This is a genomic window from Micromonospora alfalfae (assembly GCF_022230925.1).
GTDB classification, from domain to species: domain Bacteria; phylum Actinomycetota; class Actinomycetes; order Mycobacteriales; family Micromonosporaceae; genus Micromonospora; species Micromonospora alfalfae.
In genome coordinates this window covers 1-23,872 of record NZ_JAKKFH010000012.1, presented here as the reverse complement: position 1 = coordinate 23,872, position 23,872 = coordinate 1, and the positions used below count along the sequence as shown (strand labels likewise).

27 protein-coding genes are annotated in these 23,872 nt (G+C 72.0%); 15 read left to right on the top strand and 12 right to left on the bottom strand.

Annotated elements, in window-relative coordinates; genetic code table 11:
• Positions 1–30: 30 nt before the first annotated feature.
• Positions 31–2,127 (top strand): S9 family peptidase, encoded by a 2,097-nt coding sequence (locus tag MED01_RS12470; protein WP_238668686.1) that lies wholly within the window; start codon positions 31–33, stop codon positions 2,125–2,127.
• Between the two features lie 170 nt (positions 2,128–2,297).
• Positions 2,298–2,483: a hypothetical protein gene (locus MED01_RS12465; RefSeq protein ID WP_238668685.1), complete on the top strand. Its 186-nt coding sequence runs from the start codon at positions 2,298–2,300 to the stop codon at positions 2,481–2,483.
• Positions 2,484–2,511: 28 nt separating this feature from the next.
• Here the strand turns inward: MED01_RS12465 and MED01_RS12460 are convergent, their stop codons facing one another.
• The 4 genes from MED01_RS12460 to MED01_RS12445 all read right to left on the bottom strand — a co-directional run bounded on the left by MED01_RS12460 (position 2,512) and on the right by MED01_RS12445 (position 6,013).
• Positions 2,512–4,035, bottom strand: coding sequence for an ABC transporter permease (locus MED01_RS12460; protein WP_238668684.1), 1,524 nt, complete (start codon positions 4,033–4,035; stop codon positions 2,512–2,514).
• Entirely contained in the window at positions 4,032–4,733 is a 702-nt protein-coding gene (locus MED01_RS12455; protein ID WP_238668683.1) for an ABC transporter ATP-binding protein, read from the bottom strand. Before MED01_RS12455 ends, MED01_RS12460 begins: the two co-directional genes overlap by 4 nt.
• The gene (locus MED01_RS12450; protein WP_238668682.1) at positions 4,730–5,266 is read right to left on the bottom strand and encodes a PadR family transcriptional regulator; all 537 of its coding nucleotides are present in this window, start codon (positions 5,264–5,266) and stop codon (positions 4,730–4,732) included. Before MED01_RS12450 ends, MED01_RS12455 begins: the two co-directional genes overlap by 4 nt.
• A 162-nt stretch (positions 5,267–5,428) precedes the next feature.
• The gene (locus tag MED01_RS12445) at positions 5,429–6,013 is read right to left on the bottom strand and encodes a TIGR03086 family metal-binding protein (protein WP_274525628.1); all 585 of its coding nucleotides are present in this window, start codon (positions 6,011–6,013) and stop codon (positions 5,429–5,431) included.
• A gap of 31 nt (positions 6,014–6,044) precedes the next feature.
• On the opposite strand from MED01_RS12445, the gene MED01_RS12440 reads away from it, so the two are divergent.
• Positions 6,045–6,872, top strand: a complete 828-nt coding sequence (locus MED01_RS12440; RefSeq protein ID WP_238668681.1) for a helix-turn-helix domain-containing protein — start codon at positions 6,045–6,047, stop codon at positions 6,870–6,872.
• Between the two features lie 39 nt (positions 6,873–6,911).
• Here the strand turns inward: MED01_RS12440 and MED01_RS12435 are convergent, their stop codons facing one another.
• From MED01_RS12435 to MED01_RS12410, 6 genes are read right to left on the bottom strand one after another with little or no spacing between them, the layout of a single operon-like run.
• Positions 6,912–8,450, bottom strand: coding sequence for a SpoIIE family protein phosphatase (locus MED01_RS12435; RefSeq protein WP_238668680.1), 1,539 nt, complete (start codon positions 8,448–8,450; stop codon positions 6,912–6,914).
• Positions 8,451–8,454: 4 nt separating this feature from the next.
• Positions 8,455–9,780 (bottom strand): sensor histidine kinase, encoded by a 1,326-nt coding sequence (locus MED01_RS12430; RefSeq protein WP_238668900.1) that lies wholly within the window; start codon positions 9,778–9,780, stop codon positions 8,455–8,457.
• A gap of 32 nt (positions 9,781–9,812) precedes the next feature.
• Positions 9,813–10,826, bottom strand: a complete 1,014-nt coding sequence (locus MED01_RS12425) for a SpoIIE family protein phosphatase (protein ID WP_238668899.1) — start codon at positions 10,824–10,826, stop codon at positions 9,813–9,815.
• Positions 10,823–11,242: an anti-sigma regulatory factor gene (locus MED01_RS12420; RefSeq protein ID WP_238668679.1), complete on the bottom strand. Its 420-nt coding sequence runs from the start codon at positions 11,240–11,242 to the stop codon at positions 10,823–10,825. The genes MED01_RS12425 and MED01_RS12420 overlap by 4 nt, the downstream gene beginning before the upstream one ends.
• Positions 11,239–11,649: an STAS domain-containing protein gene (locus tag MED01_RS12415; RefSeq protein WP_124854579.1), complete on the bottom strand. Its 411-nt coding sequence runs from the start codon at positions 11,647–11,649 to the stop codon at positions 11,239–11,241. Before MED01_RS12415 ends, MED01_RS12420 begins: the two co-directional genes overlap by 4 nt.
• The gene (locus MED01_RS12410) at positions 11,649–12,509 is read right to left on the bottom strand and encodes an STAS domain-containing protein (protein ID WP_238668678.1); all 861 of its coding nucleotides are present in this window, start codon (positions 12,507–12,509) and stop codon (positions 11,649–11,651) included. The genes MED01_RS12415 and MED01_RS12410 overlap by 1 nt, the downstream gene beginning before the upstream one ends.
• Before the next feature lie 163 nt (positions 12,510–12,672).
• On the opposite strand from MED01_RS12410, the gene MED01_RS12405 reads away from it, so the two are divergent.
• Positions 12,673–13,029 carry an STAS domain-containing protein gene (locus tag MED01_RS12405; protein WP_238668677.1) on the top strand — a complete coding sequence of 119 codons (357 nt, stop codon included), beginning with the start codon at positions 12,673–12,675 and terminating at the stop codon, positions 13,027–13,029.
• Positions 13,030–13,042: 13 nt separating this feature from the next.
• Here MED01_RS12405 and MED01_RS12400 read toward each other — a convergent pair whose 3' ends face one another.
• Positions 13,043–14,194, bottom strand: a complete 1,152-nt coding sequence (locus MED01_RS12400; protein WP_238668898.1) for an MFS transporter — start codon at positions 14,192–14,194, stop codon at positions 13,043–13,045.
• Between the two features lie 179 nt (positions 14,195–14,373).
• Between MED01_RS12400 and MED01_RS12395 the strand changes: the two genes are divergently transcribed.
• From MED01_RS12395 to MED01_RS12380, 4 genes are all read left to right on the top strand, one after another.
• Positions 14,374–15,090, top strand: a complete 717-nt coding sequence (locus MED01_RS12395; RefSeq protein WP_372493652.1) for a FadR/GntR family transcriptional regulator — start codon at positions 14,374–14,376, stop codon at positions 15,088–15,090.
• Between the two features lie 39 nt (positions 15,091–15,129).
• On the top strand, positions 15,130–15,591 hold the full coding sequence (gene mscL / locus MED01_RS12390; protein WP_238668675.1) for a large conductance mechanosensitive channel protein MscL: 462 nt from the start codon (positions 15,130–15,132) through the stop codon (positions 15,589–15,591).
• Positions 15,592–15,672: 81 nt separating this feature from the next.
• On the top strand, positions 15,673–15,924 hold the full coding sequence (locus MED01_RS12385) for a hypothetical protein (protein ID WP_238668674.1): 252 nt from the start codon (positions 15,673–15,675) through the stop codon (positions 15,922–15,924).
• A gap of 431 nt (positions 15,925–16,355) precedes the next feature.
• The gene (locus MED01_RS12380; RefSeq protein WP_091395802.1) at positions 16,356–16,727 is read left to right on the top strand and encodes a hypothetical protein; all 372 of its coding nucleotides are present in this window, start codon (positions 16,356–16,358) and stop codon (positions 16,725–16,727) included.
• A 67-nt stretch (positions 16,728–16,794) separates the two neighbouring features.
• Here MED01_RS12380 and MED01_RS12375 read toward each other — a convergent pair whose 3' ends face one another.
• A complete protein-coding gene (locus MED01_RS12375; protein WP_238668673.1) occupies positions 16,795–18,240 on the bottom strand; it encodes a benzoate/H(+) symporter BenE family transporter in 1,446 nt (481 codons plus the stop codon).
• A gap of 55 nt (positions 18,241–18,295) precedes the next feature.
• On the opposite strand from MED01_RS12375, the gene MED01_RS12370 reads away from it, so the two are divergent.
• From MED01_RS12370 to MED01_RS12340, 7 genes are all read left to right on the top strand, one after another.
• Positions 18,296–18,856 carry an XRE family transcriptional regulator gene (locus MED01_RS12370; protein WP_238668672.1) on the top strand — a complete coding sequence of 187 codons (561 nt, stop codon included), beginning with the start codon at positions 18,296–18,298 and terminating at the stop codon, positions 18,854–18,856.
• 115 nt (positions 18,857–18,971) lie between these two features.
• Positions 18,972–19,691, top strand: a complete 720-nt coding sequence (locus MED01_RS12365; protein WP_124770664.1) for a PP2C family protein-serine/threonine phosphatase — start codon at positions 18,972–18,974, stop codon at positions 19,689–19,691.
• A gap of 102 nt (positions 19,692–19,793) precedes the next feature.
• Complete coding sequence (locus MED01_RS12360) at positions 19,794–20,132, top strand: PadR family transcriptional regulator (protein ID WP_238668671.1); 339 nt, start codon at positions 19,794–19,796, stop codon at positions 20,130–20,132.
• Complete coding sequence (locus MED01_RS12355; RefSeq protein WP_238668670.1) at positions 20,129–20,974, top strand: ABC transporter ATP-binding protein; 846 nt, start codon at positions 20,129–20,131, stop codon at positions 20,972–20,974. Before MED01_RS12360 ends, MED01_RS12355 begins: the two co-directional genes overlap by 4 nt.
• Positions 20,971–21,663, top strand: coding sequence for an ABC transporter permease (locus MED01_RS12350; protein ID WP_238668669.1), 693 nt, complete (start codon positions 20,971–20,973; stop codon positions 21,661–21,663). The genes MED01_RS12355 and MED01_RS12350 overlap by 4 nt, the downstream gene beginning before the upstream one ends.
• An 83-nt stretch (positions 21,664–21,746) precedes the next feature.
• A complete protein-coding gene (locus tag MED01_RS12345; RefSeq protein WP_238668668.1) occupies positions 21,747–22,922 on the top strand; it encodes a GNAT family N-acetyltransferase in 1,176 nt (391 codons plus the stop codon).
• Between the two features lie 54 nt (positions 22,923–22,976).
• Positions 22,977–23,726 carry a ZIP family metal transporter gene (locus MED01_RS12340; protein WP_238668667.1) on the top strand — a complete coding sequence of 250 codons (750 nt, stop codon included), beginning with the start codon at positions 22,977–22,979 and terminating at the stop codon, positions 23,724–23,726.
• Positions 23,727–23,872 lie beyond the last annotated feature (146 nt).

Sequence of the window (23,872 nt, the reverse complement as noted above, 5' to 3'; positions counted from 1 at the left end):
CTGCGGCTGCCGGCCGGTAACGTGGCCGCCGTGACCACCGAGACTGCCCCGCCCGCGGCGAAGCGGGTGCCCAGCGAGCGCACCCACCACGGCGACACCGTCGTCGACGAGTACGCCTGGCTCGCCGCCAAGGACGACCCGGAGACGATCGCCTACCTGACCGCCGAGAACGAGTACACCGACGCGCGCACCGCACACCTGGCCGACCTGCGCGCCGACCTGTTCGAGGAGACTCGCCGACGCACCCAGGAGACCGACCTGTCCGTGCCGACCCGCAAGGGCGGGCACTGGTACTACACCCGGACGGTCGAGGGGCAACAGTACGGAGTGCAGTGTCGCCGGGCAGTCCGCGACGGTGAGACCGACCCGCCGGTCAGCGCGGACGGCGCCCCGCTCGACGGCGAGGAGGTGCTGCTCGACGGCAACCTGCTGGCCGAGGGGCACGACTTCCTCTCGCTCGGCGCGTTCGACGTCAGCCCGGACGGACGCTGGCTGGCCTACTCCACCGACTTCTCCGGTGACGAACGCTTCACCCTGCGGGTGAAGGACCTGACCACCGGCGAGCTGCTGCCGGACGAGGTGCCGGACACCTTCTACGGCACCGCCTGGTCGTCCGACGCCTCGGTGCTGTTCTACGTGACAGTGGACGACGCCTGGCGGCCGAACCGGGTCTGGCGGCACACCATCGGCTCCGCAGCAGCCGACGACGTGGTCGTCCACCAGGAGGACGACGAGCGGTTCTGGGTGGGGGTGGAGCTGACCCGGTCGGAGAAGTTCATCCTCATCGACGTGCACAGCAAGGTGACCAGCGAGGTGCTGGTGATCCCCGCCGGCAACCCGACCGGCGCGCCGGCCGTGATCGCCCCCCGCCGACAGGGCGTCGAATACACGGTCGAGCACCACGGCCACCGTTTCCTGATCCTGCACAACGACGGCGCGGAGGACTTCGCGCTGGCGTTCACCTCGGCGGACGTACCGGGCGACTGGGTTCCGCTGATCGAGCACACCCCCGGCACCCGACTGGAAGCCGTCGACGCCTTCGCCAACCACCTGGTGGTGTCGTTGCGCACCGAGGGGCTCACCGGGCTGCGGGTGCTGCCGGTGGGCAGTGACGACGGGTACGACATCGACTTCCCCGAGCCGCTGTACAGCGTCGGGTTGGACGCCAACCCGGAGTACCGCACCGGCCAGGTCCGGCTGCGCTACTCCTCGCTGATCACCCCCGACTCGGTGTACGACTACGACCTGGTCACCCGGCAGATGGTGCTGCTCAAGCAGAAGCCGGTGCTGCCCGGTCCGGACGGGCGACCGTACGACCCGGCCGAGTACGAGCAGCACCGCGACTGGGCACTCGCCGACGACGGCACCCGGGTGCCGATCTCACTGGTCTGCCGCGTCGGCACCCCCCGGGACGGCTCGGCGCCCTGCGAGTTGTATGGCTACGGCTCGTACGAGGCCAGCATGGACCCGTGGTTCTCGGTGGCCCGACTGTCCCTGTTGGACCGGGGTGTGGTCTTCGCCGTGGCGCACATCCGGGGCGGCGGTGAGCTGGGCCGGCGGTGGTACGACCAGGGCAAGCTGCTGGCCAAGAAGAACACCTTCACCGATTTCGTGGCATGCGCCCAGCACCTCGTCAAGGCCGGCTGGACGTCCAGCGACCGGCTGGTCGCCCGGGGCGCCTCGGCCGGTGGCCTGCTGATGGGCGCTGTGGCCAACCTCGCGCCGGAAGCGTTCACCGGGATCGTGGCGCAGGTGCCGTTCGTGGACGCGCTCACGTCGATCCTCGACCCGTCGCTGCCGCTGACAGTCACCGAGTGGGAGGAGTGGGGCAACCCCCTCGACGACCCCGAGGTGTACGCGTACATGAAGTCCTACACGCCGTACGAGAACGTGGCCGCCGTGGACTATCCAGCGATCCTCGCGGTGACCAGCCTCAACGACACCCGGGTGCTCTACTCGGAGCCGGCGAAGTGGATCGCCCGACTGCGGGCGGTGGCACCGAGCGGCGACTACCTGCTGAAGACCGAGATGGGTGCCGGGCACGGCGGCCCGAGCGGTCGCTACGACTCCTGGCGCGAGGAGGCGTTCATCAACGCCTGGATCCTGGACCGCATCGGCCGGGCCTGACCCGTTGGGTCGCGGTGATCGCGCCCGATCCCGGAGGTGGTCCGTCCCCTCGGTCGTCGAGAGGGCGCCACTTCCCTGATCGGGCGCGATCACCGGCGGGTCGCGGGTGGCGGGCGCCGCGCGCCCGGTGTTCCCGGGTCGCAGCGGATGTCGCGGCCTAGACTTCCGGGGTGACCGGGGCTACGGATGGTGACGGCGGGGCCGCCGAGGAGGGCCGCCGTCCGAGCGTGGCGGCGGTGGCGCGGGATCGCCGGGTCTGGCTGATCCTCGCTGTGGTCGCCGGCCTGCTGGTCTGCTGTTGTTCGGCAGTGGTCGGCACCTTTATCGCACTCTCCTCCGGCCTGCTCGCCGCCTGACCCGGCCGGGCGGCGGGTTCGGCTCGACTCAGGTCGTCCGCAGCTCGTCCAGGGCGGTGCTGACGCGCAGGAAGAGCAGGCCGACGCCGATCGTCACCAGCACCGCGGCCAACGCGCCGGCGCCGAGCCACGCCAGGTGCTCCAGAGGTACGGGAACGGCGCGCTGCACCTCGGGAATGTGCACGATCCGGTTGTACTGTGCGCTGGTGGCAGGGTCCGCACAGAGCGCTGCCGTGGCCTCGCAGATCATCGCCGACCCGCCGCCCGCCGACACCTCCGCCGCGGCAAGCCCGCGGCCGAGCAGCGTGCCCACTGTGAGGGCGAGCAGGATCGCCGGTACGGCCGGCGCCAACGCCTGCCAGGCCACCGAACGGCTCAGCGTGGCGCGGGGCACCCCGGTGGCGACCAACGCGGCGTAGGCGCGTCGACGGGCGACGATCCCCTCGACCAGCGCGACGATCAGCCCGCCCGTCGCGATCAGGATGGCCACGGCAATCGCGCCATCGACGTAATCCATTGTGGACAGGTAGAAGGGGTTGGTGCCACCATCCAACCCGGCGACCCGGTTCTGCTCCCGCTCAAGCTGGTCCTTGGCCCCGAAGTAGGCCCGCTGGGCGGCCGCACCCCCGCCGAAGATCAGGGCGGCGAGCAGCGCCGCGAACGTGCGGCTACCCGCCCACGGGTCGGCCATCAGCCGGCCCGCCGCGAGCAGGGCAGCCGGGCCCCGGGCGTGCCGGCGCAACAACCGCCCGCAGTGGTACGACAGCCAGCCGGTGCCGATCACCACCCCGATCATCGCCGCGAGCGCACCCACCGCGAACAACAGCGGCACCAGCCAGGTCAGCCCTCCGTCGTCGTCGATCGAATTCACCACCGGGCGGATCACCGCGAACGAGGCCACGCCGAACCCGATCAGGAGCCCCGCCCACGGACCCGGACCACGCTCGCGGGCGGCCTTGCGGGTCACCCCGAGCGGGCTGGTGGTGACAGTACGAAGCATCAGGACGGTGGCCAGCGCCGCCACAACCGGCAGACCGAGCACCACTCCGGCCAGCGCGCCGGTCGACGGCAGCACGTCGGTGGGCAGGGCCAGTCGACCCTGCGCGTCCGGGCGGTGCAGCAGATCGCGGCCGACCAGATAGACACCCAGCCCGACGAGCGTGCCGAGCAGAGCAGCCACGCCGGTCTCCAGCACCACCAGCCGGGTGACCTGCCCGGGCGTGGCGCCGGCCAACCGGAGCGCGGCCAACCGGCGGTCCCGTGCCGGCGCGCCGAGCCGGGCGCACTGACCGGCCAGCGCCAGCACCGGGATCATCAGCATCAGCAGCGCGAACGCCGTGCCACCGCGCAACCCGGGCTCGCGCAGCAGCGCGTTGCGGTACTGCTCCGACTGGGCCCAGGCGTCGCCGGCGGGCTTCTCGATGGCCAACACGGTGAGCGCCGTCAGCCCGGCCAGGGCCGCCAGCAGGGCGCTGAGCGCGGTGAGGACCACCCGGGCGGTGTCGGTGCGGGTGCCGGCGAGCGCGAGGCGGAGCAGCGTCGTCGGTCTCAACGGGCACCGCCGGCCAGCGGCACGTCGAGCCCCAGGCCGGTGTGGTCCACCAGGCCGTCGCGCAGCACGATCTCCCGATCCGCGTACGCGGCGATCCGCGGCTCGTGGGTGACCAGCACGACGGCGGTGCGCTGCTCGCGGGCGAGCCGGACCAGTTGGGTGAGGACCTGCTCGCCGGCGAGCGTGTCCAGTGCGCCGGTCGGCTCGTCGGCGAAGAGCACCCGAGGCTCGGTCACCAGCGCCCGCGCCGTGGCGCAGCGTTGCTGCTGACCCCCGGACATCTCACCCGGCCGCACGTCGGCCACCTCGGCCACCCCGAACCGCTCCAGCCAGGTGAGCGCCGCCGTCCGTGCCTCTCGCCGCCCCGTGCCGGCGAGGAGCAGGGGCAGGGCGACGTTCTCGGCAGCGGTCAACTCGGCCACCAGTTGACCGAACTGGAACAGCACCCCGAACTCGGTGCGCCGCAGCCGGGACCGGGCCGCCTCCGACCAGGTGTCGATGCGGTGCCCACGCCAGGTGACCTCGCCGACGTCCGGCCGGAGAATCCCGGCCAGGCAGTGCAGCAGGGTCGACTTGCCGCAGCCACTCGGCCCGGTGACGGCGACGATCTCGCCCTCCGCCACCTCGAGCGTCACGCCGCGCAGCGCCGGCGTCGGGCCGTACGCCCGAACCACGCCGCGAGCCTGGAGTTGCGTCACGGATGCACCTCCCGGTGCCAGTCGGCGACCCGGCCCAGGGTGGCGTGCAGCCACCGCAGATCCGCGTCGAGGTGGGCGATCGCGAAATCGGCTGCTACCACGTCGCTGAGGGTGGCGGCCGGGTCACCCTTGACCGTGGTCAGCTCACGCAGCCGTGCGGTGTGCGCGGCCCGCTGGGCGACCAGGTACGACCGGGCCCGATCGACATCGGCGACCAGCAGCGCCACGACCACCTTGGCGAAGAGCGTGCTGGCCACGTACGGCATTGGTGCTTCCACAGTGGACAGCCACTGGTCCAGTGCGTCCCGCCCCTGGTCGGTCAGCGCGTACGCGGTGCGATCCGGCCCGCCCACCCGGTCCTGCCCGGCGGAAGCCACCAGCCCGTCACGTTCGAGGCGGCCGAGAGTGGCGTAGACCTGCCCGAAGGCCAGCGGCCGAGCCCTCGGCAGCCGCTCGTCGTGCGCACGCTTCAGCTCATACCCGTGCCGGCTGCCCCCAGCGAGCAGCCCGAGCAGAACATGCGGCGTGGACACCCCGCCCACTATTCACCCAGCGAATACCCAAGTCAACAACCCCCACCCCACCCACCCCTCCCGCTGTTGATCATGAAGTTATTGCGCCGACACGCCGCGACAGATGGCAATAACTTCATGATGAACGGAGTGGGGGTGGGGGGTGGGGGGTGGGGGGTGGGGTTAGGGGGTTTGGGGCCAGGTGGGGGTGCGGCCGGTTTGGGTCAGGAGGTGGGTCAGGTCGGGGGGCAGGTCGGGGGTTGGGATGGGGGTGGGTAGTGGGTCGGCGAAGACGCCCATCTTGCGGGCGGTGGGACCCAACCGCTCCACCAGCGCGTGCAGCTCGGCCACCGCCTCCGGAGCTGGGTGGTACGGCTGGCCGGTGGCGACCGCGAGATCCCAGCCGTGCACTGTCAGGTCCAGCAGGGCCATGCCGCCGATGACTGGTTGCGGCATACCCATGCCCGGTGACACGCCCTCCAGTGTGGACGGGTCCGACCAGGCGGTCACCAACCGGCCGACCTCCGCCTCGAAGCGGTCCCGCCAGCCGTCACCCAGGTGGTCGGGCTTCTCGGCCCACTCCACCTGACGCTTCTCGGCCAGGTCCTGAAAGTTGACCACCACCTGGAAGAGGTGATTGAGCAGATCACGGACCAGGTAGTCGCTGCACGGGGTGGGCAGGTCCAGTTGGTCGTCGGAGACACCCCGTACGACATCGACGGTTCGCGGCGCGGCGGCCGCCAGCAGCTCGCTAGTCTGAGTGGACATAGGGCCAGCGTATGAGGGTGGTCTTGAACAAATGCGACAGCGACCGCGTGGCGACAGCCGGGGGATTCTCGACCCCGGGCGCCTGCTGCGCGAGATGCGCTTCCGCCGACACCTGCCGGCTAAGTCGCTACGCCAGTGGGTCGAGCACTACTGGTTGATCGACTGGGCGTTGAGCGCGCCGTTCGAGCAGCGGGTCGTGCCGCACCCGGCGGTGAACGTCGTGTTCCGACGGGACGACGACGGGCCCGAGTCCGGCGAGGTGGCCGGGGTGGGCCGCGATCTGTTCCGGATCACGCTCAGTGGCACCGGCCGGGTGTCCGGTGTGCAGTTCCGCCCCGGCGGCTTCCACCCGTTCTGGCGGCGCGCGGTCAGTGAGCTGACCGGCCGTAGGGTGCCGCTGCCCGCCGGCCGGCTGACCCACCCCGACGTCCCGGTGGGCGCAGGCACGTCCCCGGGAGCACCCACCTCGGCGGCCGGCGACGACGAGCGCTGCCGGGCGCTGGACACCCTCCTCACCGCCTGGCAACCGGAGCCGGACCCGATGGCCGAGGAGGCTGTCCGACTGGCCGAGGCGATCCGTACCGACCGGACGGTGCTGCGCGTCGACGACTTCGCCGCGCGGCACGACGTTCCGGTCCGCCGGTTGCAGCGGCTCTTCATCGAGTACGTGGGGGTCGGGCCGAAGTGGGTGATCCGCCGCTACCGGCTCCAGGAGGCTGTCGAACAGGCCGCTGGTGGCCCCCTGAGCTGGGCTGACCTCGCCGCCGACCTCGGCTACAGCGACCAGGCCCACCTGGTCCGCGACTTCACCGCCGTCGCCGGGGTGTCCCCCGCCGCGTACGCCCGCTCGGTGCGCTGAGCAAGCCGAGGAGCTGACAGCGCCGGCAGCGCTGGCAGATCAGCGCCGCCGCAGGACGACCACGGCGACGTCGTCCTGGATCTCCGGTGGGGCCAGTTCCACCAGCAGCCGGGCGCAGAACTGGTCCAGGTCACCGTCGACGGTCGCGGCGACCCCGGCCAGTGCGGCAAGCCCCTCGTCGATGGTGGCGTCCCGCCGCTCGATCAGCCCGTCGGTGTAGAAGACCAGCGTGGCCCCGGCCGGCACCACGAACTCCAGGTCTGCCGGGCGCGGGGCACGGACGCCGAGCAGCGGCGCTGAATGCTGCACGAACTCGACCTTGCCGTCCTGGATCAGCAGCGGTGGCAGGTGCCCGGCACTGGCCAGCCGGACCCGTCCGGTCGGCGGGTGCATCAGCAGTACGCAGAGCGTCGCCACCTCGTTCGGCAGCAGTGTGCGCATCAGCTCGTTGACCCGGTGCAGGATCTCGCCGGGCTGGTGGCCCTCGACCGCGTACGCCCGCACCGCGTGCCGCAGCTCGGCCATCACTGTGGCCGCGTGCAGTGAGTGCCCGGCGACGTCCCCGATCGCGAGCAGCAGGTGACCATCGAGCATCACCAGCTCGTAGAAGTCGCCGCCCACCTCGGTCTGCGCGCTGGCCGGCTCGTAGCGCACCGCGAGGTCGAGGCCCGCCACGGTGGGCAGTCCGCGCGGGAGCAGGCTGCGTTGGAGGGTGACAGCGATGCGGTGCTCCTCGTCGAACGAGCGCTGCCCCTCCACTGCCGCCGCCACCGCCTGAGCCAGTTGCTTGAGCACCGGGGTCCGCGCGGTCTGGGTAGCGGTCGGGACCACCACGTACAGCGGGGCCCGGTCCTCGCGCAGTCGGGCGGCGGCGACGGTCACCGTGTCGTCCGCCGGCCACTCGACGAGCGCCCAGTTCGCCGGGGTCTCCACTCGCACTGTGGCACCGGTCGGCACCCCGGTGTCGTCGACGACCCATGGCACCACGGCGGCCACCTCGCCGGGACCGGCGCAGACACCCGCGAGGCAGTCGCCGTCGAAGGTCTCGGCGATCACCGCGGCCGGGCTCTTGAAGATCTGGGCGGCGCCCTCGGCGGCGGCCTCCAGCAGGCGCGCGAAGGTCGGCGCGGCGTGCACCGCCACCGTCGTGTCGGCCAACCCGAGCAGCCGCTCGGCGAGCAGTTCGGCGCGCTGCCGGGCCTGGTAGTAGCGCAGCACCGCCCGGGTGGTGGCGATCAGCTCCTCGGGCTCGATCGGCTCGGTCAGGTACGCGTCAGCGCCCCGGGTCAGCCCCTGGGCGCGGTCGGCCACGTCCACTGCGTGCGCAGACACGTGGACCACCGGCATCGCCGGGTGCCGTGCCTTGATCTGCTCGCAAACCTCGTAGCCACTCAGGTCGGGCAGCCGGACGTCGAGAACCACCAGGTCGATCCGTTCCACCTCGACCCGAGCCAACGCATCGGCGCCGTTCTCGGCCTCCAGCACTGTGAAGCCGGCCCGGGTCAGCCAACTGACCAGCAGGTAACGCTTGGTACGACTGTCGTCGACCACCAGGATGGTTGTCGGTACGCCGTCCACGCCGTCACGCCCCGCCGACGGGTAGGGAGACGGTGAACGTGCTGCCTTCGCCGGGCGTGCTGGTCAGCTCCAGTGACCCGCCGAGCAGTGTCACCAACCGCCGGGCGTACGGCAGACCGAGGCCGGTGCCGCCGACCCGGGTGGCTCCGGGGATCTGGTAGAACTCCTCGAAGATCCGGTCGCGCAGCTCAGGAGCGATGCCCGGCCCGGTGTCGCTGACCTCGAACTGCCAGCGGTCGCCGTGGTGGCTGGCCCGCAGTCGCACCTCGCCGCGCTCGGTGAACTTCAACCCGTTGTGCAGCAGGTTGCGCAGCACCTGACCGAGCAGCACCTCGTCGGTGCGCAGCACTGCCGGCCCGCTGGGCTCCTCCACGACCAGCTCCACCTCCGGGCGGGTGGCCAGCGCGCGCAGGGTGCCGCGCAGTTGCCCGAAGACCGGCCGCAGGTCGACCTCGGCCAGCTCCGGCTCGATCCGACCGGATTCCGCCTTGGCCAGGTCGAGGAGTTCGTTCACCAGGTTGAGCAGATCTGCCGCCGACGAGCGGATCAGATCGACCTGGCGGCCCTGCTCGTCGGTGAGCGGGTCGGAGGCGGAGTCGGTGAGCAGCCGCCCCAGGCCGATGATCGCGGTGACCGGGGCGCGCAGCTCGTGGCTCACGTTGGCCAGGAACCGGCTCTTCGACTCACTTGCCGCCCGGAGCTGGGCCGACTTTTCGTCCAGCTCGGCGTAGAGGGCGACGACACCGCGGTTGGTCTCCTCCAACTCCTCGGTGAGCTGGTTGTAGAGCGCCAGCACGCCGCGGTTGGTCTCGGCCAGCTCCTCGTTCAGCACGGCCAGCTCGTCGCGCTGACTGCGCACCTCGTCGAGTGCGGAGATGAGCTGCCCGTTCTGCACGGTCAGCTCATCCAGCGCACTGGCCGGCGCGGTACGGCCGAGTTCGGCACGGAACTCGGCGAGCCGCTCCAGGGTCGGCGTCGGCGCGTTCGCCGGGACTCGTCGGGACATCCGTACGACCGTAACCCCCTCGACGGCCGACACGCTGAGTGTGTCGACCAGTCGGGACACCGCGCCGGACTGCGGTTCGTAGCGGCCGTCCGGCAGCGGGGACATCGGGGCCAGGTCGGCGCGCAGGTGAAACCGGCCGTCGGCGGCTGTGTCGACGTGGAAGGAGACGTCGGCACCGCCGGTCGTCCGCAGCAGATCGCGGGCGACCTCGCTGAGCGCGGTGGCGATCCGCACCTGGTCCTGGTGTTCGAGGCCGACCACAGCGGCCACCTCGCGCCCCCGCTGACGGATCACGAAGATGTCCTGCTCGACCCGCAGCGCCATCTGGAGCAGCGGCAGCGCTGCCGGCTGCCCGCTCACGCCCACGACCTCGCGACAAGTACGCAGGCGTCGTCGCGTCGCACACCGGCGTCACGGAGCAGGGTCGCCGCCATCACCAGCGGGGATCGCTCCGCCAGGCCCGGGTAGTCGGTCATCCGCCACCGGTCGACCACCCCGTCGCTGTGCATCACCAGCCGGGCGCCGGGACCGAACGGGTAGTCGTACTCCCGGATCGTGGGCCGTTGGTGGCCGGCGATGCCGGGCAGCGACACCAGCCCTCGACGGCGGCCGTCACCCTCGACGACCACGCCGGAGATGTTGCCCAGGCCGGCGTAGTGCAGCACGCCGGCCTCCGGCATCAGCTCTCCGACGGCGAGCGCGGCACCCCGGGTGTGCGACATGCTCCGGTGCAGGTGACCGACCACCACCGCCGGTGGGCCGGCCGGGGCGTCACGGAACGCGGCCAGCGCGGCTTCGGTGGCGGCGTTTGCCAGCGGGCCGTGCCCCAACCCGTCGCTCACCAGCACCTGGTGCCGCCCGTCGACGACCCGGACGGCGTAGCCGTCGCCGCTGACCGTCTCGCCGGTCAGGGGTCGGGTGAGGGCGCCGGCCCAGGACGGCCGCGCCGCCTCGGCCGGCCAGACCTGCACGGCGAGGACGGTGCCCCGGCCGGGCAGCGAATATCCGTCGAACCAGCTGGCCTGCCGGACGATGGCACCCAGACCGATGCCGAGTGTGCCGGTGGTCGAGTGCCCGTCCTGGGACGAGACGGTCAGGTCGGCCATGCCGGGCCCGGAGTCGATGGCCACCAACTCCACCCCGGCCTGCCCGGCGCGGCGTACCGGCCGGAGCAGCAGGACACCCTCGTCGGCGTGCTTGACCAGGTTGCTGGTCAGCTCGGCCGCCACGATGGCCAGGTCGGCGATGCGCGCCGCCCCCATCTCCACCTGCGCGCCGAGGCGCTCAGCGGCGCGCCGGACGGCGCTCGCCGCGCTGCTGGCCTCCACCCGGAACCAGATGCCGCTGTCGGTGACCGCGTCGGCGTTCACCTGGACCACTTGGTGACCGTGATTCGCGTACCGCTCTCCGCCGACGTCTCGATCTGGAACTCGTCGACCAGCCGGCGGGACCCGCTGAGCCCGAGGCCGAGGCCGCCGCCGCTGGTGTAGCCGTCGGTCATGGCCAGGTCGAGGTCGGCGATGCCCGGCCCGGAGTCGGCGAACACTATCTGCACGCCATTGCGTCGGCCGTTGTTGACCACCGTCACCTCGACCGACCCGCCACCGCCGTACACCAGGGTGTTTCGGGCCAACTCGCTCGCCGCGGTGACCACCTTGGTCTGGTCGACGAGGGACAGCTTGACGGACACCGCCACGGCGCGGACCAACTGCCGGACGCGCACCACGTCCTCATCGCTGCGAACCGACTGAGCCTGCGGCTGGCCCAGGTCGACGCCCGTGGTCACGGCGTGGCCGTCTCGGCGTCCGGTTCGTCGTCGAGCTGGTAGTCGAGCTCGTCGGCGTGGGCCGCCGCGATCAGCTCCATGCCGCGCTCCACGTTCAGCGCGGTACGGATGCCGTTCAGCGACAGCCCGAGTTCGACAAGGGTGATGGCGACGGCTGGACGCATCCCGACCACCACCGTCTCCGCGTCGAGCACCTTGGAGATCGACGCGATGGTGGAGAGCATCCGCCCGACGAACGAGTCGACGATGTCCAGCGCTGTGATGTCGATGATGACGCCGTGGCAGCCGGTGTCGACGATCCGCTGGGCCAGATCCTCCTGGAGCGCGACCGCCGTCTGGTCGGACATGTCCAGTTGGATGGAGACGAGCAGGATGTCCCCGATCTTGAGGATCGGCACCCGCTCCATCAGATGTCCCGGCGCGGCTGGCGGCGGGCGGTCTCTACCCCGTTGAGCCGCAGCACGTGGCGCAGCGCGTCGGCGAGGCTCGCCTTGGTGGCGATGTCGCCGAACTCGATGCCGAGCGCCACGATGGTCTGCGCGATCTGCGGGCGGATGCCGGAGATGATGCAGTCGGCGCCCATCAGCCGGGCGGCCACCACGGTCTTCAGGATGTGCTGGGCGACCTGGGTGTCCACCGCCGGCACGCCGGTGATGTCGATGATCGCGTACGGCGAGCCGGTGTCGACGAGGGTCTGCAACAGCCGTTCCATGACGACCTGGGCCCGGGCCGAGTCCAGGGTGCCGACCAGCGGGACGGCGACGACACCCTCCCAGAGCTTGACCACCGGCGTGGAGAGTTCGAGCAGTTGCTCGGCCTGGTCCGCGATCAGGCTCTCCCGGGTGCGGACGAAGCTCTCGAAGGTGAACAGGCCCATCTCGTCGACAAGCTTCGAGAAGGCGACGTAGTCCTTCAGCGCGTCAGTGCCACCGGCCTCCTGCACCAGCTCGGCCAGCACGTCCTTCAGCGCGAAGACGCTGATGGTGGTCTCGGTGGCGGAGAAGCCCTGCCGGGCCCGGCCACGGGACAGCTCGGAGAGCGCGGCGCGCAGTTCGGCGGCACTGTCGGCGGACAGATCGATGGTGCCCTGCTCGCCGCTGGCGACGATGGCACGGTGCAGGTCCTGGACCTGTCGGCGCAGCTCCGCCTGGCTCAGCCGGCCTCGCAACGAACTGGTGACGATCTCGGTCCACCGAGTCGTGACCCGTTCGTCCTGCCCGTTGAGCAGCGCGACGAGCCGACCACTTTCTTCGGTGCTCAACGCCATTTCGAACCCCCTTGACCTGGACCGGGCGGACTCTATCACCGGGGCCTGACCAACTACTTGCCCCGTAGCAACGGAATGACGATGGCCACCGGATGGCGGCTCCCGTTCTACCTCCGGGGGTGGTCGTGGGATACCGTTCCCCCGATAACAGGAGGTCTGGCGAATGTCGTTGACGGTGCACACGGAACAACGCGGCGACGTGGTCGTCGTGTCGGTCGCGGGCGAGCTGGACATGGCCACCGCACCGCAGCTACAGGACCAGATCACCGACCTGCTCGACAAGGGCCGCAACCGGCTGGTGTTCGACCTGGCGGAGGTCTCGTTCTGCGACTCGACCGGTCTGTCGGTCTTTGTCCGCGCCAAGAACAGCTGCGACGAGGCCGGCGGCGTGGTCCGGCTGGCCGCACCGCAGCGCGGTGTGCTGCGCATCCTTGAGGTGAGCGGGCTGGTCGAGGTGCTGCACACCTACCCGACGGTGGATGAGGCAGTCGCTGGCGAATCGACGCCGGCGTCCTCCTGACCGTCGGCGTTCGTCACTCGTCCTCGACGTAACGGGGACGAGCGATAGCCATGCCCGCCGTCGTCTGCACGGCGAGGGCACCCAGCAGGAACCCGATCGGCGCGGTCCAGCCGCCGGTGGCCTCGTAGAGGATGCCGACCATCAGCGGGCCGAGGGCGGCGATCACGTACCCGGTGCTCTGCGCGAACGCGGAGAGCGCGACAGTGCCCTCGGCGGTGCGGGCGCGTAGGCCGATGGCGGTCAGGATCATCGGGAACGCGCCCTGACCGATCGCCAGCAGGGCGACCCAGAGCAGCGCGGCGCCGTGCGGTGCGAGCGCCAACCCCAGGTAGGCCAGTGCCGACGCGGTGGTGAGCCCGAGCACCAGCGGCCGCAGGCTGCCGAGCCGACCGGCCAGGGTGGGCATCAGCAGCGCGATCGGCACCCCGAGCGCGGTCACCCCCGCGAGCAGCAGCCCGGCCGACTCCGGCTGGTAACCGGCGTCGCGGAACAGTTGGGCCAGCCAGCCCATGATCGCGTACCCACTGAGCGACTGCGCCCCGAAGTAGACCGCCATCGCCCAGCCCAGTCGGGTCCGCACCGGCCGGACCCGCGTCGGCGTGGCGACGACCGCCGTCGGGGTCGCCCGCCGCGCCGCGGCGCGGGTCCGCAGTGCCAGCGGCACCCACGGGAGTACGGCCACCGCGGCCATCGCAGCCCAGACGCCGAGCCCGGCCCGCCAGGACCCGAAGGCGTGCGCGATCGGCACCGCGGAGGCGGCGGCCACCGTCGTGCCCACTGTCAACGCCATCGTGTACGCCCCGGTGACCAGGCCGGTGCGGTGCGGGAAGTGCTGCTTGACCAGCATCGGCAGCAGGATGTTGGCGACCGCGATGCCGGACAGGGCCAGCGCGCTGGTGAGCACGAAGATCAAGGCCGAGTCGGTGACGACCCGGAGCACCTGGCCCACGGCGAGGGCGAACATGGCGACCACCAGCACCCGGGCCGGCGCCACCCGGCGTACCAGCCACGGGGTGAGCGCGCCGAGGCCGGCGAACGCGATGGTCGGCAGGGTGGTGACCAGGCCGGCGGTGACGCCGGAGAGGCCGAGCCCGTCGCGGACCTCGTCGAGCAGTGCGCCGAGGCTGGTCACCACGGCGCGCAGGTTGAGCGCGACCAGCAGCATCCCGACCAGCACCAGCGCGCCACCGGTCGCCGGGTGCGTCCGCCGGCCGGTGCCGGGGTCCCGCGTCGGGCGAGGATCGACGGCGACGGGGGCGGGCAGCGCCGGAGCGGCTGTTGGTGGCGGGGTCATGACCGTTAACCTACAATCATGGGATGAATTTGGGACCGGTGATGTAACCAGTGCCACCGTCGGTTGAATTCCCCCCCGCGCCGCCGGCGCCGCCCCGCGGCCAGCCCGCCGTGCCGCCCCGCGGCCACCGGGTCCGGCAGACCACCGAGCAACTCCGCGCCCGGATCCTCGGTGGCGAATGGCCCGTCGGCGGGCGCATCCCCACCGAGCCGCAACTGGTCGCCGCGCTGGGCGTCGGGCGCAACACGGTCCGCGAGGCCGTCCGCGCCCTGGTGCACGCCGGGGTGCTGGAGTGCCGGCAGGGCTCCGGCACCTACGTGGTGTCCACCGACGAACTGGCACCGGTGGTCGCCCGCCGACTCGGCGACGACCGGATGACCGAGGTCATCGAGGTACGCCGCGCCTTCGAGGTGGAGGCCGCCCGGCTCGCCGCGTTGCGGCGTACCCCGCAGGACCTGGCAGCGCTCGACGGCGCGCTCGCCCAACGCGAGGCCGCCTGGCACGGCGGCCGGGTCGACGCGTTCGTCGAGGCCGACGCGGCACTGCACACGGCGGTGGTCGCCGCCGCGCACAACGCCATGCTCGCCGAGCTGTACGCCTCGGTGGGCACCGCCCTGCGCAGCACCGTCGCCCAGGCCATGGGCGGGGAGCTCACCCCCGAGCGCTACGTCGACCACACCCGGCTGGTCGAGGCGATCCGGGTCGGCGATCCCGGCCGGGCGGCGCTCGAAGCCGGCGCTTTTCTGGAACCCGCCGAACGGGCATAGGTTGTGCCCGACAGAAAAGCGGACACCTCGGGAGTACGAATGCTCAAGGGCTTCAAAGACTTCATCATGCGCGGCAACGTCGTCGACCTGGCGGTCGGTATCGTCATCGGCGCCGCGTTCACAGGCTTGGTCACCCAGCTCACCAAGTCGTTCCTCGAACCACTGATCAAGGCAGTCGGCGGGGGCAGTGGCCTGTCGGCCGGGACGTGGGAGATCACCAAGGGCAACAACATGGACTGGGCGGGGTTCATCAACGCCCTGATCACCTTCCTGCTCACCGCGGCGGTGCTCTACTTCTTCGTGGTGTTCCCGATGAACAAGCTGGCCGAGCGGCGGCGTCGGGGCGAGGAGCCGCCGCCGGCGGCGCCGAGCGAAGAGGTCAAGCTGCTCACCGAGATCCGGGACGCCCTGGTCTCCGCCGGCCACACCACCCCCGGCCAGCAGCGCGGGGCGCTGGACGACGTGCTGGGCCGCCGCCCGGAGCCGCCGACGCAGCGCTGACCCGAACGGATGCACATCGGCCCCTGCGGGATTCCCGCAGGGGCCGCACCTTCTCGTACGTGTGTTCGATAGAGTCCCGCCATGGAGCAGCGAAAGCACTGGTGGAACGGGAAGTGGGGGCGGCTGGCCCGGCGGGACGTCTTCCTCCGGGTGGACGCCGACCGGTGGCACGTCGAGCAGCGGGCCGGCGGCGCCGAGGGCATCTCCCGATTCTACGAGTACGGCAGTGTGGACGAGGCCGAGGAGACTGTCCGGGCGCTGCTCGACGGCCCGGACACCTGGCGGGAGCTGTCCCCCCGCCAGCCCGGCGGCTGGACCCTCCCGAACAGCTGAGTGGACGGGCCGTGGAGGCGGCATTGCTGTCGACGGTGATGACTCTGAGTCATAGCTATGACTCAGAGTCATCACGCTCTCCGGACCATTGCCTCCGGGCCTCCAAGCCGCCGCCCTGAAACGCCGCTGCGCTGGAACGCCGCCGCTACTCTGGGACGCCGCTGCTCTGGGCCAAGGTGCCGACCCACACCGCGGCCGAGGCTACGGCTGCCGCCGCTGCGGCTGCGGCTGCGGCTGCGTCTGCGGCTGGGCGGCTGAGCGGCTGAGCGGCTGAGCGGCTGAGCATCTGGGCGGGTGAGCGTCTGGGCGGGTGGAGCCGGGCCGAACGGCGGGCGGGCGGAGGCGTGCGTGCGGAGCCGGCCGAACGGCGAGCGGGCAGGCGCGGGCGCGGCCGGCGTTTAGCGGCGCGCCGCCCTGGGAACCGCAGCGGGATGGACCAGCAGGACGAGCAGCAGGCGACCATCTCGCGGATCACCACCGGGATGCCGGTGATCGACTCAGCTGGCACCGAGGTCGGCACGGTGGACCTCGTCCAGCGGGGTGACCCGAACGCGGTGACGGTCCAGACACCGACCGCCGACCCGGGCAGCAGCCTGGACGAACTGATCGAGGCGACCGCTGTCGAGGAGCCGGACGTCCCGGCCGACCTGGCGGCGCGGCTGCTGCACAGCGGCTATCTGAAGGTCTCGACCGACCTGACCCGCACCGGCGCTGTCTACGTACCGGCCGACCGGATCGGGTCGGTGGCCGATGGACGGGTCCTCCTGGCCGTCGGGGTGGCCGATCTGCCGCCCGAGGAGTGACCCAACCGCCCTGATCGACTCGGGTTTCATGAAATCGGGGCGTCCGGCGCCTCGGGACAGCCCAACTTCATGAAACCCGAGTCGATCTCCCCTGCGCCTCGGCGGCAGGCTGACCCGGCGCGGCAGGCTGACCCGGCGCGGCGGGTTGATCCGGCGCCGTGAGGGCGGGCTGGTCGGGCGTGGCGGGTTGGTCGGGCGCCGTGAGGGCGGGCTGGTCGGGCGCGGCGGGTTGGTCGGGCGCCGTGAGGGCGGGCTGGTCGGGCGCGGCGGGTTGGTCGGACGCGGCGGGCTGGTCGGACGCGGCGGGCTGGTCGGGCGTGGCTGGCTGGTCGGGCGCGGCGGGCTGGTCGGGCGCGGCGGGCTGGCGGCGGTGGAAGAGCAGCAGCATCAGGCAGCCCGCGACCAGGCCCCAGAACGCGCCGCCCACGCCGATCAGCGTCACCCCGGACGCGGTCACCACGAAGGTGATCACGGCGGCCTCGCGGGTCGCCGGGTCGGTCACCGCCGAGGCGAGCGCTGTGGCGAGGGCGCCCAGTAGCGCCAGCCCGGCGACCGCCTCGATGAGGATCGGTGGGGCGACCGCCACCAGCGTGGTGGCCACGCCGGCGCCCAGTCCGAGCACTGCCAGACCAGCGCCCGCGGTGACCGAGGCGATCCACCGGCGTTCCGGGTCGGGGTGCGCGTCGGGGCCGGCGGCCAGCGCGGCGGTGATCGCCGCGAGGTTCACCGCGTGCCCGCCGGCCGGGGCGGCGAGCAGACTGGCCAGACCGGTGGTCCGCAGCGCGGCACCGAACGGCGGGCGGTAGCCGTAGCCGACCAGCACCGCCATGCCGGGTACGTTCTGCGCGGCCATGGTGACCAGGAACAGCGGCAGGGCCAACCCGACCAGTGCGGACGCATTCCAGGCCGGCGTGGTCAGCGTGACCGACGGGATCAGCGCGGCCCCGGTCAGGCCGGTCGGCGGTGCGGTCAGTGCGATCGCCGCCACGGCCACCACCAGCGCACCGGGCACCGCCCAGCGTCGGGCGAACCGGTGCAGCAGCAGCCAACCGACCACCACCGACCCGGCCACCACCGGCAGCTCAACCAGCGCGCGGACCGGGGCGGTGCACAGCGGCAGCAGCACCCCGGCGAGCATGGCGCCGGCCACCGGCTTGGGGATGGCGGCCACCGCACGGCCGAGCGGCGGGAACAACCCGGCCGCGACGATCAGCACACCGGAGACGAGGAAGGCGCCCACCGCCACCGGCCATCCGCCCGGCGGTGGCCCGGTCGCCACCAGCAGCGCAGCGCCCGGAGTGGACCAGGCCGCGCTCATCGGTATCCGGTACCGCCAGCCCAGCCAGGCGGCGACGAACCCACTCGCCACACAGAGAGCGAGCAGGCCGGAGGCGGCCTGCGCGTCCGACGCGCCCGCCGCTCGGAGCCCGGCCAGCACGACTGTGAACGAGCTGGCGAAGCCGACCAGCGCGGTCACCACCCCGGCCAGCACCGGTTGCACGCGTCCGGCCACCCCATCCTCCCGACTGTTCCGTTTACGGAACGGAAGCGTGTAGCACGATAGCCGGGTGCCGCACCCACCACCAGCCCCGCGCCCGGGCCTCGACGTGGATCCCGCCGTCGTCGGTCGCCGGGTCCGTGCCCTGCGCGAGGAGCAGGGGATCTCGCTGTCCACACTCGCCCGGCTCGCCGGTGTCGGAAAGGCCACCCTCTCCGGCCTGGAGCACGGCACCCGCAATCCGACCCTGGAGACGCTCTGGGCGGTCACGGCGCAGCTCGGCGTACCGCTGACGGCGGTGCTGGCGGAGCCGGCCGCCGGGCCCACAGTGCACGGCACCGCTGTCACCGCCACCCTGCTGGAGGTCTTCACCGACACCGACGCGACCTACGAGCTGTACCGGATGCGGGTGACGCCCGGCCCCGGCCAGCTCTCCCCCGCCCACCCGGCGGGAGTCACCGAGCACGTCACAGTGTTCGCCGGGGTGCTGCGCGCCGGGCCGGCCGACGCGCCGCTGACCGCCCCGGCCGGCGGTCACCTCCGCTGGGTGTCGGACGTGCCACACAGCTACGCGGCGGTGGGTGACGAGGAGGTCGCCGCGAGCCTGCTACTGCGCTACCCGCGCCGCTGAGACCCCGCCGATCGGTTACGGACCGTCGGCCTCGTCGACGAAAATCGCAATCATTTCTCGACCTAGGTAGGAGGCGTAGAGACGAATGCGGGTTGTTCTTGGCAAGCTTGACCCCATGACGCTGATCCTCCGCTCGGTCATCCTCAACGACATCGGCTTGGTGCGCACCAACAACGAGGACTCCGCCCTCGCCGGTGACCGCCTGATCGCCGTCGCCGACGGCATGGGTGGGCTGCCTGCGGGCGAGGTGGCGAGCGAGATCGTGATCCGGATCCTGGACGAGCTGGCTCCGCCCACCGACCCCGACGGCGCCGCCGACGCGCTGCGTGCCGTGGTCAGCACCGCCAACCAGCGCATCCACGCCGCGATCACCGTCGACCCGAGCCGGGACGGCATGGGTACGACGCTCACCGCGGCCCTGCTGGCCGGGGAGACACTGGTGCTGGCCCAGGTGGGCGACTCCCGCTGCTACCTGCTGCGCGACGGGGAGCTGACCCAGCTCACCCGGGACGACACGTTCGTGCAGGCGCTTGTCGATCAGGGCACCCTCTCTCCCGAGCAGGCCCGCCACCACCCACAGCGGTCCCTGGTGACCCGGGCCGTGCAGGGCGCCGACACCCCACCCGCGGTCGGGGTGCTCACAGTGGTCCCTGGTGACCGGCTGCTGCTGTGCAGCGACGGGCTCTCCGACTACGTCGAGGACGAGGCCATCGCCGCGGCCCTGGGCATGTACGCCGACCGCCAGCAGTGCGGTGAGCAGCTGGTGAAGCTGGCCCACCACGCCGGCGCGCCGGACAACGTCACAGTCGTGGTCTCCGACGTCGTCGCCCGCTGACCCGTACGGCTCACTCGGCGGCTCACCCGGACCGACTGGTTCGGGTTCCGCTGCCACAGTAGGTGGTTGTGCCATCTAGCTTGCGCCGCTACTGTCCGACGCGTGGATTCCGACCGGCGCGGGCAGTGGCTGCGGGGGGTGCTCGACATCTGCGTCCTGGCCCTGCTGTCCGAAGGCGAGTCCTACGGCTACCAGCTCGCCCAGGCGCTCGACGTGGCGGGCGTCGGGCCGATCCAGGGCGGCACGCTCTATCCCGTGCTGCTACGCCTGCAGAAGACCGGCCTGGTGACCGCGCAGTGGCGGGAGGGCAGCGCCGGGCCGGCCCGCAAGTACTACCGGCTCACCGACGACGGGCACGCGGCGCTCCGCGCCGGTGGCAGCGCCTGGCTCAGCTTCGTCCGGCCGGTGAACGACATCGTCACGAAGGGGGTCACCCGGTGAACGCCGACGATTGGCTGCGTACGCTCACAGCCGAGCTGCACCAGCGCCGGGTCGCGGCGGACGCCGCACGGCACGTGGTCGCCGAGGCCGCCACCCACCTGCGCGAGGGCGGCGGCGACCCCTGGGTCGTCTTCGGCCCACCCCAGCAGTACGCGGGCGCGGTCGTGGAGAGCATCGGCACCGCGCCCGGACCGCGCCCCGGGCCGGTCCGGCTGCACGCGGCGGGCATCACCAAGAGGTACGGCCGACGAACCGTGCTGCGCGACGCCACGCTGACCGTCCGGGCCGGACAGATCGCCGCCGTCGTCGGCGCGAACGGCTGCGGCAAGAGCACCTTCCTCCGGATCTGCGCCGGACTCATGTCACCCGACGCCGGCGAGGTGGCCGTCTCCGGGCGGCTCGGCTACTGCCCGCAGTCCGGCGGGACCGCCGACTTCCTGCTCGCCGACGAGCACTTCGTGCTGGTCGGTGCCGGTCAGGGTGTGGCCCGGGGCCCGGCCCGCCGTGCCGGTCGGGCGGCGGCGCGGCAGCTCGGTTGGGAGGCGGGCGGCGACGTGCAGGCCCGCCATCTCTCCGGCGGCACCCGACAGAAGCTCAACCTGACAATGTCCACGCTCAGCGCCCCTGACGTGCTGCTGCTCGACGAGCCGTACCAGGGCTTCGACCAGGGCACGTACGTCAACTTCTGGGACCAGCTCAGCAGGTTGCGCGACGCCGGCACGGCCATCGTCGTGGTGACCCACCTGCTCAACCAACTCGACCGGGTGGACATCGTGCTCGACCTGACCCCGGCACGTGAGACCGTGCGGCACGCGCGCGACAGCCAGGGAGGCCGCCAGTGAACCGGCTCGTCACCGTCGCCGAGATGACAGTGCGGGAGCTGCTGCGACGTCGGGGCGTACTCCTGCTGTTGTTGTTGATGCCGTTGACCTTCTACCTGATCCGGCGGGACGCCTACCTCGGGCAGTCGGTTCGCTCGCTGCTGCTCGGCGTGGGCTGGGCGGTGAGCACCGCCGCGCTGTTCGCCACGACCGCGGCCCGCGAACTGGAGCCGAGGCTGCGGCTGGCCGGGTACCGCCCACACCATCTCTATCTCGGTCGGATGCTCGGCCTGTGGACGGTGGGGCTGGTCATCTCCGTACCCTTCTTCCTGCTCCCGATGATCGACGGCGCGGACCTGCGGTACGGCGGCCTGGCGGCGGCGCTGCTCTGTTCAGTGGCGGTGGCGGCGCCGTTCGGGATGCTGATCGGTGCGCTGCTGCCCCGCGAGTTGGAGGGCACGCTGCTGCTGCTCACAGTGGTGACGGTGCAGATGCTGATCGACCCGGCCGGGTCCGGGGCGAGGTTGACGCCGTTCTGGTCGAGTCGGGAGATCGCCACCTGGACGGTCGACAACACCGACCAGGGCTACCTCTCCCGTGGCCTGCTGCACGGGCTCGCCGTCACCGCCCTGCTGGCAGTGGGCGTGGCCGCGGTGGCCAGCGTCCGCCTGCGCCGCCGTCGCCACCTGCGGCACCTGCCGGTCGGCTGACCGCCGTGCCGGCCGCGGATCGGGCCAATCCGGTTGCTGCGACCCGCGCGGCGGGTTGAGATGGGCGAATGACCATCCGCCGGGTGACCGACGACGACCGTCTCACCACCAGCTTCCCGCTGGCCGCGTACGCCTTCGAGTCCTCGCCGCTCAGCGCCACCCGGACCGCGGAGTTCCGGGACTACCTGCCCTACAACCAGGGCAACCGGACGTTGATCGCCGAGGAGGACGGCATCACGTTGGCCGCCGTCTCGGCCATCCCGATGCGACAGAACCTGCGCGGGGTGGTGCTGTCGATGGCCGGTGTCGCCGGGGTGGCGACCCATCCGCTGGCCCGCCGGCAGGGGCACGTCCGGACGTTGCTGCACCAACTCCTCGACGAGATGCGCGACGAGGGCCACCCGCTCAGCGCGCTCTACCCGTTCCGGCCCAGCTTCTACGCCCGGTTCGGCTACATCGGGCTGCCCAAGCCGCGCCGGGTCACCTTCACTCCGGCCAACCTGGGCTCGCTGCTCCGGGTGGACCTGCCCGGCGAGGTCGGCTGGGAACGCGTCGCCGCCGGCTATCCGGCGTGGCGGGCGTTCACCGAGCGCAACCTCCAGGAACGACACGGCTTCGCGATCTTCCCGGACTACCGGGCGGTCGGAATGCGTGACCGTGACGAGTACTGGCTGCTCACCGCGCGGGTCGACGGGGCGGTCACCGGCGCGGTGACGTACCGGATCGACGAACACGGCGGCACGCTGCACGGCAACGAACTGCTTGTCACCGACCCGCTCGCGCGGACGCTGCTGTTGCAGTTCTTCGCCCGGCACGTCGACCAGATCGAGCGGATCAGCGTTCAGGTTCCGCCGGACGAGTTGCCCGAGCTGTGGCTGACCGACCTGGACGTACACGTCGAGGCCCGTACGGCAGTGCCTGGTTCGTCAGCGCCGATGGCCCGGCTGCTGTCGCTGGACGCGTTGAGCGGGCTACCCGCCGGCCCTGGTCGGGTGCGGATCGAGCTGACCGGGGACCGCTGGCTGGCCGGCACCCACCTGCTCGACGGCACTACCGGCGCGCTGGAGTTGGTCGACGACACCACCGGCCGCGCGCCGACGGCAACGCTCACCGCCGCCGGGCTCTCCGCCCTCGCGTACGGGGTGCTGGACCCGGCCGAGCTGCCGCTACGCGGTCTGGGCGAGGTGCCGGTGGACGCCGCCACGGAACTGCGCGGCCTCTTCCCCCGCCGGGTGCCGTACCTCTTCGCCGACTTCTGAGCCCTCCTCACAATCGGGTTTGTCGCCTCGGCAGGCGTGGGTACGGTCCCGCGAATGCCGGAGTGGTTACAGGCGGGTGGCTGGGGGTTGCTGGCCGGGTCGGCTCTGCTGGTCGGGGCGGCGGTCGGCTGGTTCGCCCGGGTGCCGCAGCGCGTCATCGCGTCGATCATGGCGTTCGGTGCGGGGGTGCTGCTCTCCGCCGTGTCGTTCGAGTTGATCGCCGAGGCGCATGCGCAGGGCGGGCTGCTGCCCACCGCTCTCGGCGCTGCCACCGGTGCGGTGACCTACACCCTCGCCAACCTGGCACTCGCCCGGCACGGCGCCCGGCACCGGAAGCGGTCCGGCGACCAGCAACCCTCGGAGAGCGAGCAGCCCGGTTCCGGCTCGGCGCTCGCCGTCGGCGCGCTGCTCGACGGCGTACCGGAATCGGTGGTGATCGGCGCCAGCCTGCTCGGCGGCGGCACCGTCAGCCTGGTCACCGTGGCGGCGGTGTTCCTCAGCAACGTTCCGGAAGGACTGTCCAGCGCGGCCGGCATGCGCCAGGCCGGCCGCAGCCGACGGTACGTGTTCCTGCTCTGGACCGGGATCGCGCTGATCAGTGGCGTCGCCGCGCTGGTCGGCAACACGCTGCTGGGCGGCGCGCCGCCGGAGGTAATGGCCGCCATCACCGCGTTGGCCGCCGGGGCGATCCTCGCGATGATCACCGACACCATGGTCCCGGAGGCGTTCGAGAACGCGCACCTGCTCGTCGGTCTGATCACGGTCGCCGGCTTCCTGACCGCCTTCGCCCTCTCCCACACCTGACCACCGGTCACGCCGCCACAACCGGCGCGGCGGTCTGCGGGCGGCCGGCGACGGCGAGCGGCGGGCGAGCCCGGGCGGCGGGCGAGCGGCGACGGGCGGCTCACGGTGGTCGTCGTACCCTTACAAAAAAAACTGAAAGAATATAA